Origin of the sequence: Streptomyces sp. NPDC059785, assembly GCF_042732375.1 — a bacterium.
Taxonomy (GTDB): Bacteria; Actinomycetota; Actinomycetes; order Streptomycetales; family Streptomycetaceae; genus Streptomyces.
On record NZ_JBHWHV010000031.1, the window covers coordinates 46057 to 58268 of the forward strand.

Here is a 12212-nt window from a genome sequence, read left to right on the forward strand (position 1 = left end):
CGCGTCGTGGCCCCCCGCGAGGGCCCGCCGGGATTCTGAGGACTCAGGACCTGGGGGACCCGATGAAGGAGCGTAGAGCGTGACGACATTGGCACGGTGGTGCTACCGGCACCGGCTGGTGGTCCTGTTGCTGTGGGTGGGGGCCCTGTTCGGGCTCGGCGCGGCGGGCTCCGCCGCGGGGACCGATTACGCGAACGTCTTCTCCCTGCCGGACACGGACTCCAAGCGCGCGTACGACCTGATGGAGAAGGCGTTCCCGCAGAGTTCCGGGGACACCGACACGGTGGTCTGGAAGGCCGACGGCGGCTCGGTGCGGGACGCCTCGGTACGGGAGCGGATCGAGCCCGCCCTCGCGGAGATCGGGCGGATGAAGGGGGTCGGCGAGGTCGCGGGCCCGTACTCGGGGGCCGCGGGGGCGGCACAGATCAGCCGGGACGGCACCGTCGCCTACGCCCGGATCACCTTCGAGGAACAGGCCAACGCCGTACCCAAGGAACTGGTGCAGGACGTCGTCGACCGCGCGAAGGACGCGGAGACGGGCGACCTCCAGGTCGAGCTGGGCGGGCAGGCGGTCACCCGGATCCAGGAGCCGCCCACCGGTATGGCCGAGACCGTCGGCATCGCGGCCGCCGCCGTGGTCCTCTTCCTCGCCTTCGGCTCGCTCTTCGCGATGGTCCTGCCGATCGTCGTGGCCGTCGCGGGCGTCGGTACGGGCCTGATGTCCACGACGCTGCTCAGCCACGTCACGGACGTGCCCGAAGTGGCGCCGCTGCTCGGCTCGCTGATCGGCCTGGGCGTCGGCATCGACTACGCGCTGTTCATCGTCACCCGGCACCGGCGCTCCATCCTGCGCGGCGCCGCACCGGAGGAGTCGGCGGTCACCGCCCTGAACACCTCGGGCCGCGCGGTGCTGTTCGCGGGCGGCACGGTGTGCATCGCCCTCGCGGGCATGCTGGTGATGAACATGCGGTTCCTGGACGGTGTGGTGATCGCGACCTCGCTGACGGTGGTCCTGAGCGTCCTGGCCGCGATCACGCTGCTGCCCGCCCTGCTGGGGCTGCTCGGCACGCGGGTGCTCAGCCGCCGCCAGCGCCGCCGGCTCGCCGCGCGGGGCCCGGAGACGGCGGAGCCGAGCGGTCTCGCGGCGCGCTGGTCGGCGTACGTGCAGCGGCGTCCGCGCTCGACGGCGCTGGTCGCCGTGGTGGTGATGGCCGCCCTCGCGGTCCCGGTCCTCTCGCTGCGCCTGGGCACCAGCGACCAGGGCAACCAGCCCGAGTCGACCACCACCCGGCAGGCGTACGACCTGCTGGCCGAGGGCTTCGGGCCCGGCTTCAACGGCCCGCTCCAGGTCGTGGTCGAGCGCGGTGACGCGGCCGGTCTGGTGTCCCGGATCGAGGCCGCCGACGGCGTGGCCCAGGTCGCCGCGGCGCCGCCCGCGCAGGGCATCACGGTCATCCAGGTCGTACCGGAGACCTCGCCGCAGTCCGTGGAGACGGACCGGCTGATCGACCGGCTGCGCGACGACGTGATCCCCGAGGCGGGCGTCGAGGCGCACGTCGGCGGGGTGACCGCCGTCTTCAAGGACTTCGCGTCCGTGACCGGCGACCGGCTGCCGTACTTCGTCGCCGCGATCATCGGGCTCGGCTTCCTGCTGCTGCTCGTCGCGTTCCGCTCGCTCGTCGTGCCGCTGACGGCGGCCCTGATGAACCTGATCGCGGCGGCGGCGTCGTTCGGCGTCCTCGTCGCGGTCTTCCAGTGGGGCTGGGGCGCGGAGGCGCTCGGCTTCGGCAAGGAGGGTCCGATCACCGCCTTCCTCCCGGTGATCATGCTCTCGCTCCTCTTCGGCCTGTCCATGGACTACCAGGTGTTCCTGGTCAGCCGGATGCACGAGGAGTGGGTGCACACCAGGGACAACGCCCGCGCCGTCCGCGTCGGCCTCGCCGAGACCAGCCGGGTCATCAACTGCGCCGCCCTCATCATGATCTGCGTGTTCTCCGCGTTCGTGCTCAGCGGCGACACCGAGGGCGCCATGGCGGGCATCGGCCTCGCGGCGGCGGTCGCGCTCGACGCCTTCATCCTGCGTACGGCGCTGGTGCCGGCGGCGATGCACCTGCTCGGCCGCTCCAACTGGTGGCTCCCCGCGGGTCTGGAGAAGCGGCTGCCGCATCTGGCGGTGGAGCCGCGCGAGGAACCGGAGCCGGGCCCCGAGCCGGCACCGTCCGGCGGCGCGAGCGTCGTCCACGGTTTCGTCCGCACGACGGAGGGCGGCCCGGTGGCCGACGCGGCGGTGACCCTGCTGTCGAAGGGGGGCCGGCAACTGGACCGGGTGACGTCCCTGGCCGACGGCTCCTACATCGTCTCGGTCCCGTCCCCGGGCGCGTACCTGCTGTCGGCGACGGCCCCCGGACACGGTTCCCGCGCGCGGCAGGTGACGGTGGAGGAGGAACCACTGGTACTCGACGTGGAGCTGGCGGAGGATCTGCCCGAGGGCGAGGCCGACGCGGTCAGTCAGTCGTCCGGCGACCGGCCTTGAGGATGGCGTCGACGTCGAGGGTGACCTCGGCGCCGACGTCCTTGGGCAGGGTGACCGTCTCGCCGGGGGAGTACGGGCGGTGGTTCTCGTACTCGTCCCCGGCGGGACCGGTCAGCACGTGCAGGCGCTGGTGCCTGCGGTCGACGATCAGGTAGACCGGGATCTTGGCGGCGGCGTACGCCTTCACCTTGTCGCGCAAGTCGGTCCGGTAGTTGCTGGAGGTGACCTCCAGGACCAGCCGGAAGCAGACGGGGTCGTAGCAGTTGTTCTCGACGTAGTGGTCCCGGTAGTCCGCGTCGACGAGGGCGAGGTCGGGGATCGCGTAGTCCTCGGTGCCGGTGGGGAGCCAGAGGCCGATGCCCTGGACCACCTTGGACTCCACACCGTGGAGCCCAGCGGTCAGGAAAGGGACCATGAGGTCGGTCAGGGCCTCGCTGTGAGGGCCGTCCGGTGGCGGGGTCACGAGGATCTGGCCTCCGATGATCTCGACGCGGTAGCCCGGGGCGAGGCTGTCCCAGAGCCGGTTCGCCTCCGCGATCAGCGGACGGTCGGCGTGGGGTCGCTCGACGGATGCAGCGGACATCACGTGCCTCCTGGGGGCTGGTTGTCGAGAGCATCATCGTAGGCGGGTCGGGACCCGAACGTCCCGTTGAAGCCGCTTCACCCGTTGGTGATCATTTGCCCCGCCCGTTGACCTTCGGGGCCTTCGGGTCCGGCAGCATCCGTGTCATCCCCGGCAGGAAGTCCGTGAACAGTTCGTGCACCTCGTGGACGAGGGGGCGCAGGACGCGGAAGCGGGCCAGGGAGACGCCGCGGGTGGTCAGCCGGGCGCCGCGCTCGGCGAGGCGGTAGCTGCGCTCGCGCCCCTCGGTGCGGTCGAAGACCCAGTACAGGACCAGGCCCATCTGCGAGAGCCACATCAGCTCCGGCAGAACCTCCCTCAGCTCCTCCGGCACCTTCGCCTTCGACCCGGCGAGCACCTTGCGGTGCAGGGCGATGGCCTCCTCGCGCGGGCCCGCCGACTCGGGCGAGAAGGGGCTGAGCGGACTGTCGGGGTCGGCGGCGTTCTTGAAGAACTGGGCGGCGAACTCGTGGTACGGCTCCGCGACGTCGAGCCACGCCTTCAGCACCCCGGCGATCCGCGCCTCCAGGTCCTTCTCGCCCTCCAGGACCGGCCGCACCGCCCGCTGGTGCTCCTCGCCGATCCGGTCGTAGAAGCCCTGGATCAGGTGCTCCTTGCCGGCGAAGTAGTAGTACGCGTTGCCGACGGAGACCCCGGCCTCCTTGGCGATGGCCCGCATCGTCGTCTTGTCGTAGCCCCGCTCCTGGAACAGCCGCAGGGCCGTCTCCAGGATCAGGGCGCGGGTCTGCTCGCTCTTGGCGGGGCCGGGGCTCTCGTTCGCTGCTGGCACGGGAGTGAGCCTAACCAGTGGCGCAGGAGCCGTCGGCACAGGCGGGCGGCGGACTGTAGGACCAGCCGCCCTGCGGGTCGTACGTCCAGCCGTCCCCGCCGCGGTAGGCGCGCCCGCCCCAGCCGGGATCGGCCGCCTGCCGGGACTCCCGCCACTTGGACGCGCCCAGTACCGCGGCCCTGGCGAGGTGCGCGCCCGCCGGGGTGCTGAGCCGGTGGGCGAGCCGCCGGTACCTGCGCAGCGACCACAGGCACACGACGAACGCGGCGGAGGAGCGGTAGACCTGCCCGCCGTCCCCGACGACCGTGATCTCCTCCCGGGTGACCCGGTGGTCGAGCCCTGGGAAGCGGTGCCGGGCCTCGTCGGACCCGGCCGGCACGAACCGGAGCGGCACCAGCTTGGGCTGCTTCGCCAGCCAGTCGCGCACGAAGACACAGAGCGAGCACTCCGCGTCGTACAGGACCGTGAGCCCGCGGACGGGGACGCGCGCGGCGTCCCGGTCCGGTCCGGCGGCTGCCGTCGTGGTCATGGCTCACGCGCCCGGCGTCGGCGCGACCCAGCCCTGCGGGGCCACGGGCGGAAGCTGCTCCCGCTCCATGACGCCCCGGCGCCGGATCCTGTTGAGGACGAAGACGTTCCCCAGGTGCATGACCCCGAGCACCAGCAGCACCACGCCGAGCTTGGTCGACAGGGACTCGAAGACCCCGCGGGCGTCGGTGATGTCGCCGTCCTGGTTCAGGTACAGCGCGACGAAGCCCAGGTTCACCAGGTAGAAGCCGACCACCAGCAGGTGGTTGACCGCGTCGGCCAGCTTCTCGTTCCCGTGCAGCACGTCGGAGAGGAAGATCCGCCCGTTGCGGCTGAGCGTCCGGGCCACCCAGACCGTCAGCGCGATGCTGATCAGCAGGTAGACGATGTATGCGACGACCGTGAGGTCCATGTCCCCACCCCTTCTTGAACGCGTTCAAAACGCTGTCGGGAAGAAACATAGACCTGCTTTTGAACATGTTCAAGTCGAGGTCTGGGCGGCTTTACGCCTGGGGTGCGCGGCCGAGCTCGGGCCGCTTGCCGTAGTCGGTGAGGCCGATGACGTTGCCCCACGGGTCGGCCAGCTCGACCGTCCAGCCGGTGGCCACGGGGAAGGGCGCGTCCAGCGTCGCGACACCCGCGGTGGCCAGCGCGTCGGCCGCCGCGCGCGCGTCCCGCACCTCCAGCCACACCCGGGGCGACGCCCACGGCGGCGTCCGGCGCCCCAGCTCCCCGTCGAGCTGGAGCAGCAACCCGGGGGTCTCCTTGCCCACCCTCAGCAGCGCGATCCCGGCCTCGTCGAGCCGGAAGACGACCGGGAACCCGGCCCGCTCGTAGAAGGCGACGGCCTCGCCGAGATCACCGACCGGCAGCAGTACGTTGTCGAAACCGAGCAGTTCGTACGACTCTTCGTCTGACATGTCATCAGGTTAGGTACGTGGCCGCGGACCGGGCGGGGGCTGACCGTGCGGGTCACCCGATGAGGCGAGGCACCGGCCGGTGACCGATGAGGCGACGCACCGCCGCTGACCGATTGTCAGACCCTGCCTCTACTGTCCTCGCCATGGGAATCGTGACGTTCGTCGACGAGACGACAGCGGGGGAGCGGCGTACGGCCTGGGGGCTGGAGATCGCCGAGGAGCGGCTGACCGTGCGTGAGCTGATCCGGCGGCGGGTCTTCCAGGAGGTCGCCGAGTACAACGCGCGGACGACGGGGGTGTTCCAGGGGCTGGTGCAGCCCGAGGACACCGAGCGCGTGCTGAACGGGTACGCGCTGCGCACCCCCCGCCGGATAGACCCTGAGGCGCAGACGGCGCTGGCCCTGAAGGCGTTCGCGGGCAACGGCTTCCTGGTGCTCGTCGGGGACCGCCAGGTCACCGACCCGGACGCGGAGATCGACCTCCCGCTCGGCACGGAGGTCACGTTCCTGAAGCTCGTACCGCTGGTGGGTGGCTGATGAGCAGGACACCACGGTCGGGCGCAGCCCGGATCGGCAACCGCGTCGCCGCCGGTGACATGGACCGGGTCGCGGACGACGCGCTGAAGACGCTCGTCCACAACCACGGCTACCACACGGGGATGTGGGAGGCGGTGCTCGGGCAGCTGCGGGACCTGCCGGCCGAGCGGCGCCGCGAACTGGCGCACGCGATCGCCGACCGCTTCCCGGCCGTCGGTGACAACCCCCACGACCGGGGCAACGCCCTCGCGCTGTACGCGATGGCCGCCCGCGGTCTGGACGAGGACCCGCTGGCCGCCGAGCGCCACCGGACCCTGGCGGACCTGGGCCGCAGACACACGCTGTGGATCAGGGCCCGTATCGACCTCGTGGTCGAGGCGGAGCTGACGGCGGGCCGGTCGCTGCCCCCGGAGTTCGTGGCGACCCTGCGCCGCACGGCCCAGGACGCCTACTGCTACAAGGAGACGAGCGCGCTGGCGAAGCAGCTCACCGAACCCGCTCTCAACGTCGGCGAGGCATGGGCCGAGCAGGCCCTGCGGGACGCCACGGCACCGGACTGGCAGGCCCTGCTCGTCCACGCGGCCACCGCCACCACCGCCAAACCCACCGCCCGCTGGGAGAAGCGGGCCCGCGTCCTCGTCGGCGCCCTGGGCGCGGAGCGGGTGCGCGAGAGCGTGGTGTCCTGGTTCACCCTCGTCGGCCGCCCCCGCACCCTCCCGCTGGAACTGGACCAGTACGAGGGACATCTCAACGACGCCTACGACCCCTTCAACGCCGTCGCCCTGCGCGGTCTCGCCTGGACGCTCTCGCTGCTGCCACCCCACCCCGGCACCGCACGCGCCCTCGGCGCCCTGGTCGAGACCTCGCTCAAGAAGGTAGCGGGGCTCGGCCCGCGCAACCCCAAGGTCGCCAACGCCGGCGTCGTCTCCCTCGCCCGCATCGAGGGCGAGCCCGCCCTCGCCGAGCTGGCCCGGCTGGCCACCCGGGTCACCTACAAGGGCACCGCCAAGCTGATCGACACGGCGCTCGCGGAGCGGGCCGCCGCCCTCGGCCTCAGCCGTGAGGAGATCGAGGAACTGGCCGTGCCCGCCTACGGGCTCACCGGCGTCGGCAGCGCCGAGCACCGGCTCGGCGAGGCGACGGCCCTGCTGGAGGTCGAGGGCACCAGAGCCCGCCTGACCTGGCGCAACGCCGCGGGCAAGGCCGTGAAGAGTGTCCCCGCCGCCGTCCGGCGCGACCACGCCGAGGAGCTCAAGGAGCTGAAGGCCGCGGTCAAGGACATCGACAAGATGCTGTCGGCCCAGAGCGAGCGCCTGGACCGGCAGTTCCTCGCCCGGCGCACCTGGGCGTACGGCACCTGGCGCGAGCGCTACCTCGACCACCCGCTGGTCGGCACGCTCGCCCGCCGGCTGCTGTGGACGGTCGACGGCACCCCGGCCGGGTACGCCGACGAGGCCCTGCGCACCCTCGACGGCACCTCGGTCACCGCGGGCGAAGAGGTCCGCCTCTGGCACCCGGCCGGCCAGGAGCCGGCCGACGTCCTCGCCTGGCGCGACTGGCTGGAGCGGCACGCGATCACCCAGCCCTTCAAACAGGCCCACCGCGAGGTCTATCTGCTCACCGACGCCGAGCGCGCCACCGGGACGTACTCCAACCGGTTCGCGGCGCACGTCCTGCGCCAGCACCAGTTCCAGTCCCTCGCCGCGATCCGGGGCTGGCGCAGCCAGCTGCGGCTCGCCGTCGACGACGAGGCGTCGCCCGCCACCCGCGAGCTGCCCGAGTGGGGCCTGCGCGCCGAGTACTGGATCCACGGCGACGGCGGCGACGACTTCACGGGCATCACGGAATCGGGCAGCTTCCTGCGGCTCCGCACCGACCAAGTGCGCTTCTACCCGATCGACGCCCCGGAGAACTCGGCGCACTGCTGCGGCGGCGAGTACAGCATGTGGCTGCGCGACGGCGAGGACCCGGTGGAGCCGCTGCCCCTCTCAGAGATCCCGCCCCTGGTCCTCTCCGAAGTCCTGCGCGACGTCGACCTGTTCGTGGGCGTCGCCAGCGTCGGCAACGACCCGACCTGGCAGGACGGCGGCCCCGACGGCCGCTACCGGGAGTACTGGACGTCGTACGGCTTCGGGGAGCTGAACCAGAGCGCGGAGACCCGGCGGGCGCTCCTCGAACGGCTGATACCAAGGCTCGCGATAGCCGACCGGTGCGCGGTCGAGGGCCGCTTCCTGCACGTGAAGGGCGAGCGCCACACGTACAAGATCCATCTCGGCTCGGGCAACATCCTGATGACCCCGAACGACCAGTACCTGTGCATCGTCCCGAAGTCCGGTACGGCGACCGCGCAGGGGACCGGCTACCTGCCCTTCGAGGGTGACCGGACCCTGGCGGTGATCCTCAGCAAGGCGATGCTGCTGGCGGACGACCTGAAGATCACGGACCCGACGATCCTGAGTCAGCTCTAGTCGGACACCTGCTGTGACCGGCCCGCGCGCAGGATCGCGTCGACGTCCACGGTGACCTTGGCGCCGATGGAATCGGGGAGGGTGACGGACTCGCCGGGGGAGTGGATGCGGTGGCCGCCGTACTCGCTCCCGGCGGGATCGGTGAGGACGTGGAGGCGCTGGTGCTTCCGGTCGACGATCACGTAGACCGGGATCTTCGCCTCGGCGTAGGCGGCGACCTTGGTCTTCAGATCGGCCTTCCAGTTGGTCGAGGTGACCTCCAGGACGAGCCGGAAGGCGACCGGGTCGTAGCAGTTGTTCTCGACGAGGTGGTCGACGAGATCGGCGTCCACCACAACGAGATCCGGGATCGCGTAGTCCTCGGTGCCGGTGGGCAGCCAGAGACCGACGCCTTGGAGGATCTTTGTCTCGTCCCCGTGCAGACCGGCTGCAATGAAGGGGATCATGAGATCTGTCAGGGCGAACGCATGCGGGCCGTCCGGCGGTGGCGTCATGAGGATCAGGCCTCCGATGATCTCGACGCGGTAGCCCGGATTGCGGTCCATGAGGCGGTTCGCCTCCGCGATCAGCGGACGCTCGCTGTGGGGCCGCTCGACGGATGCTGCGGACATCACGTGCCTCCTGTGGGCTGGTGTCGAGGCCATCATCGTAAGCCGGACGGTCCCCGAAAGGCCGTTCCAGCCGCGTTCACCCGAACGGGTGGCATATGCCAGAAGGCGCCAAAGGGCCCCGTCTCCAGCCGAAGCGGAGACGGGGCCCGAGGGCAAGGCGTACGGAGATCAGAGGCGGCGCGTGATCAGCGCGCGCTTGACTTCCTGGATCGCCTTCGTGACCTCGATACCGCGCGGGCAGGCGTCCGTGCAGTTGAACGTGGTGCGGCAGCGCCACACGCCGTCCTTGTCGTTGAGGATCTCCAGACGCTGCTCCCCGGCCTCGTCACGCGAGTCGAAGATGAAGCGGTGGGCGTTCACGATCGCGGCCGGGCCGAAGTACTGGCCGTCGTTCCAGAACACCGGGCAGGACGACGTGCACGCGGCGCACAGGATGCACTTCGTGGTGTCGTCGAAGCGCTCGCGGTCCTCGGCGGTCTGGAGGCGCTCGCGGGTCGGCTCGTTGGTGTCCTTCGTGATCAGGAAGGGCATCACGTCGCGGTACGCCTGGAAGAACGGCTCCATGTCGACCACGAGGTCCTTGAGCACGGTGAGACCCTTGATGGGCTCCACCGTGATCGGCTTCTCGGGGTTGATGTCCTTGATCAGCGTCTTGCAGGCCAGCCGGTTCTTGCCGTTGATCCGCATGGCGTCCGAGCCGCAGATGCCGTGCGCGCAGGAGCGACGGAAGGTCAGCGTGCCGTCGTGCTCCCACTTGATCTTGTGGAGACCGTCGAGGACACGTTCCTTCGGGTCGATCTCGAGCCGGAAGTCCTCCCAGACCGCCTCGGCCGAGACCTCCGGGTTGAACCGGCGGATCCGGAAGGTGACCGTGATGTACGGGGAGTCGGCGAAGCCCGCCTCGGGCTTGGCGTCTTCCTTCTCCAGGGTCGGGGTTGCCATCAGTACTTACGCTCCATCGGCTGGTAGCGGGTCTGGACGACCGGCTTGTAGTCGAGACGGATGGACTCGGTGCCGTCGTCGCCGACCTCGCGGTACGCCATGGTGTGGCGCATGAAGTTGACGTCGTCGCGGTTCGGGTAGTCCTCGCGGTAGTGGCCGCCGCGGGACTCCTTGCGGGCCAGCGCGGAGACGGCCATGACCTCGGCGAGGTCGAGCAGGTTGCCCAGCTCGATCGCCTCCAGCAGGTCGGTGTTGAACCGCTTGCCCTTGTCCTGGACCGAGACGTTCTTGTAGCGGGCCCGCAGCTCGGCGATCTTCTCGACGGCCGTCTTGATCGTCTGCTCGGTGCGGAACACCATGACGTTGGCGTCCATGGTCTCCTGGAGCTCGTTGCGCAGGACCGCGACCCGCTCCGTGCCCGTGGAGGCGCGCAGCCGCTCGACCTGCGAGACGACCAGCGACGCCGGGTCCTCGGGCAGCTCGACGAAGTCGGCCTTGGCCGAGTACTCCGCCGCCGCGATACCGGCCCGGCGGCCGAAGACGTTGATGTCGAGCAGCGAGTTGGTGCCGAGGCGGTTGGCGCCGTGCACCGACACGCAGGCGACCTCGCCGGCCGCGTACAGGCCCGGGACGACGGTGGTGTTGTCGCTCAGCACCTCGCCCTCGACGTTCGTCGGGATGCCGCCCATGGCGTAGTGCGCGGTCGGCTGGATCGGGATCGGGTCCGTGTACGGCTCGATGCCGAGGTACGTACGGGCGAACTCGGTGATGTCCGGGAGCTTGGCGTCGAGCTGCTCCGGCGGCAGGTGCGTGAGGTCGAGGTAGACGTGGTCGCCCTCGGGACCGCAGCCGCGCCCTTCACGGATCTCCGTGTAGATGGAGCGCGAGACGACGTCACGGGAGGCGAGGTCCTTCATGACCGGCGCGTACTTCTCCATGAAGCGCTCGCCGTCCTTGTTGCGGAGGATGCCGCCCTCACCGCGGGCGCCCTCCGTCAGCAGGATGCCCATGCGCCAGATGCCGGTCGGGTGGAACTGGAAGAACTCCATGTCCTCCAGCGGCAGTCCGCGGCGGTAGACGGCCGCCTGGCCGTCACCGGTCAGGGTGTGCGCGTTGGAGGTCACCTTGAAGAACTTGCCGGTGCCGCCGGACGCGTAGATCACGGCCTTCGCCTGGAAGACGTGGATCTCACCGGTGGCCAGCTCGTACGCGACCACACCGGCCGAGCGCTTGACGCCGTCGACCTCGGTGATCAGCTGGTCGAGGACGTAGAACTCGTTGAAGAACTCCACACCCTCCTTCACACAGTTCTGGTACAGCGTCTGGAGGATCATGTGGCCGGTGCGGTCCGCGGCGTAGCAGGACCGGCGGACCGGGGCCTCGCCGTGGTTGCGGGAGTGACCGCCGAAGCGGCGCTGGTCGATCGTCCCGTCGGGCGTCCGGTTGAACGGCAGGCCCATCTTTTCCAGGTCGAGGACGGAGTCGATGGCCTCCTTCGCCAGGATCTCGGCGGCGTCCTGGTCGACCAGGTAGTCACCGCCCTTGACCGTGTCGAAGGTGTGCCACTCCCAGTTGTCCTCCTCCACGTTGGCCAGCGCTGCGGCCATGCCGCCCTGCGCGGCGCCCGTGTGGGAGCGGGTGGGGTAGAGCTTCGTCAGCACGGCGGTGCGGCTGCGCTTCGTCGCCTCGATGGCGGCGCGCATACCGGCGCCGCCGGCGCCGACGATGACGGTGTCGTACTTGTGGATCTTCATGATTCTCGCAGCCCCGTGCCTAGCGGATGTTCGGGTCGAAGGTGAAGATCACCAGCGTGCCCAGGACGATGGTGAACACCGTGGCGGTGTAGAGCAGGCCCTTCAGCCACAGCCGGGTGTTCACGCGCTCCGCGTAGTCGTTGATGACCGTGCGCAGGCCGTTGGCGCCGTGCAGCATCGCGAGCCACAGCATGCCGAGGTCCCAGGCCTGCCACCACGGGGACGCCCAGCGGCCGGCCACGAAGGCGAAGCCGATCTTGGAGACGCCGCCGTCGAGGACGAGCTGGATGAGCAGGTGGCCGAGGACCAGGACGACCAGGACGATGCCCGACAGGCGCATGAACAGCCAGGCGTACATCTCGAAGTTGCCACGCGTGGACTTCGGGGTCTTCTTGGTGCGCTTGCGCGGGGGCTCGATGACCGGCGCGGGATTGCCGACGCCGTACAGCGAGGCGCCGGCACCCTCGACGGGGCCGATGCCGGAGGCGGTTTCAGTCGTGGACATCAG

General features: G+C 70.4%; 12 protein-coding genes. 3 read left to right on the top strand and 9 right to left on the bottom strand.

Annotated features, from left to right (window positions below):
• Positions 1–88: 88 nt before the first annotated feature.
• Positions 89–2533 carry an MMPL family transporter gene (locus ACFV6E_RS23335; RefSeq protein WP_385162431.1) on the top strand — a complete coding sequence of 815 codons (2445 nt, stop codon included), beginning with the start codon at positions 89–91 and terminating at the stop codon, positions 2531–2533.
• Here ACFV6E_RS23335 and ACFV6E_RS23340 read toward each other — a convergent pair.
• From ACFV6E_RS23340 to ACFV6E_RS23360, 5 genes are all read right to left on the bottom strand, one after another.
• The gene (locus ACFV6E_RS23340; RefSeq protein ID WP_385464290.1) at positions 2505–3116 is read right to left on the bottom strand and encodes a Uma2 family endonuclease; all 612 of its coding nucleotides are present in this window, start codon (positions 3114–3116) and stop codon (positions 2505–2507) included. The genes ACFV6E_RS23335 and ACFV6E_RS23340 overlap by 29 nt on opposite strands.
• Positions 3117–3207: 91 nt before the next feature.
• Complete coding sequence (locus tag ACFV6E_RS23345) at positions 3208–3945, bottom strand: TetR/AcrR family transcriptional regulator (protein ID WP_385162342.1); 738 nt, start codon at positions 3943–3945, stop codon at positions 3208–3210.
• Positions 3946–3955: 10 nt separating this feature from the next.
• A complete protein-coding gene (locus ACFV6E_RS23350; protein ID WP_385464293.1) occupies positions 3956–4474 on the bottom strand; it encodes a thiol-disulfide oxidoreductase DCC family protein in 519 nt (172 codons plus the stop codon).
• Between the two features lie 3 nt (positions 4475–4477).
• The gene (locus tag ACFV6E_RS23355) at positions 4478–4885 is read right to left on the bottom strand and encodes a hypothetical protein (RefSeq protein WP_385162345.1); all 408 of its coding nucleotides are present in this window, start codon (positions 4883–4885) and stop codon (positions 4478–4480) included.
• A 91-nt stretch (positions 4886–4976) separates the two neighbouring features.
• A complete protein-coding gene (locus ACFV6E_RS23360; protein ID WP_385464296.1) occupies positions 4977–5393 on the bottom strand; it encodes a VOC family protein in 417 nt (138 codons plus the stop codon).
• Positions 5394–5536: 143 nt separating this feature from the next.
• On the opposite strand from ACFV6E_RS23360, the gene ACFV6E_RS23365 reads away from it, so the two are divergent.
• Together ACFV6E_RS23365 and ACFV6E_RS23370 are read left to right on the top strand one after the other, a co-directional pair.
• Positions 5537–5929, top strand: a complete 393-nt coding sequence (locus tag ACFV6E_RS23365) for a hypothetical protein (RefSeq protein ID WP_385162349.1) — start codon at positions 5537–5539, stop codon at positions 5927–5929.
• Positions 5929–8397: a DUF4132 domain-containing protein gene (locus tag ACFV6E_RS23370; protein ID WP_385464299.1), complete on the top strand. Its 2469-nt coding sequence runs from the start codon at positions 5929–5931 to the stop codon at positions 8395–8397. The genes ACFV6E_RS23365 and ACFV6E_RS23370 overlap by 1 nt, the downstream gene beginning before the upstream one ends.
• Here ACFV6E_RS23370 and ACFV6E_RS23375 read toward each other — a convergent pair.
• The 4 genes from ACFV6E_RS23375 to ACFV6E_RS23390 form a co-directional block, all read right to left on the bottom strand.
• A complete protein-coding gene (locus ACFV6E_RS23375; protein WP_385464302.1) occupies positions 8394–9008 on the bottom strand; it encodes a Uma2 family endonuclease in 615 nt (204 codons plus the stop codon). The genes ACFV6E_RS23370 and ACFV6E_RS23375 overlap by 4 nt on opposite strands.
• 168 nt (positions 9009–9176) lie before the next feature.
• The gene (locus ACFV6E_RS23380) at positions 9177–9950 is read right to left on the bottom strand and encodes a succinate dehydrogenase iron-sulfur subunit (RefSeq protein WP_385162353.1); all 774 of its coding nucleotides are present in this window, start codon (positions 9948–9950) and stop codon (positions 9177–9179) included.
• Complete coding sequence (gene sdhA / locus ACFV6E_RS23385; RefSeq protein WP_385162355.1) at positions 9950–11704, bottom strand: succinate dehydrogenase flavoprotein subunit; 1755 nt, start codon at positions 11702–11704, stop codon at positions 9950–9952. Before sdhA ends, ACFV6E_RS23380 begins: the two co-directional genes overlap by 1 nt.
• 19 nt (positions 11705–11723) lie before the next feature.
• Positions 11724–12209 carry a succinate dehydrogenase hydrophobic membrane anchor subunit gene (locus ACFV6E_RS23390; RefSeq protein WP_385162356.1) on the bottom strand — a complete coding sequence of 162 codons (486 nt, stop codon included), beginning with the start codon at positions 12207–12209 and terminating at the stop codon, positions 11724–11726.
• Positions 12210–12212 lie beyond the last annotated feature (3 nt).

Excerpts from the sequence above, each read along its gene's own strand:
- ACFV6E_RS23380 (WP_385162353.1), bottom strand. The coding sequence starts at position 9,950 with ATGGCAACCCCGACCCTGGAGAAGGAAGACGCCAAGCCCGAGGCGGGC.
- ACFV6E_RS23350 (WP_385464293.1), bottom strand. The coding sequence starts at position 4,474 with ATGACCACGACGGCAGCCGCCGGACCGGACCGGGACGCCGCGCGCGTC.
- ACFV6E_RS23390 (WP_385162356.1), bottom strand. The coding sequence starts at position 12,209 with ATGTCCACGACTGAAACCGCCTCCGGCATCGGCCCCGTCGAGGGTGCC.
- sdhA (WP_385162355.1), bottom strand. The coding sequence starts at position 11,704 with ATGAAGATCCACAAGTACGACACCGTCATCGTCGGCGCCGGCGGCGCC.
- ACFV6E_RS23365 (WP_385162349.1), top strand. The coding sequence starts at position 5,537 with ATGGGAATCGTGACGTTCGTCGACGAGACGACAGCGGGGGAGCGGCGT.
- ACFV6E_RS23355 (WP_385162345.1), bottom strand. The coding sequence starts at position 4,885 with ATGGACCTCACGGTCGTCGCATACATCGTCTACCTGCTGATCAGCATC.
- ACFV6E_RS23360 (WP_385464296.1), bottom strand. The coding sequence starts at position 5,393 with ATGTCAGACGAAGAGTCGTACGAACTGCTCGGTTTCGACAACGTACTG.
- ACFV6E_RS23375 (WP_385464302.1), bottom strand. The coding sequence starts at position 9,008 with ATGTCCGCAGCATCCGTCGAGCGGCCCCACAGCGAGCGTCCGCTGATC.
- ACFV6E_RS23340 (WP_385464290.1), bottom strand. The coding sequence starts at position 3,116 with ATGTCCGCTGCATCCGTCGAGCGACCCCACGCCGACCGTCCGCTGATC.
- ACFV6E_RS23370 (WP_385464299.1), top strand. The coding sequence starts at position 5,929 with ATGAGCAGGACACCACGGTCGGGCGCAGCCCGGATCGGCAACCGCGTC.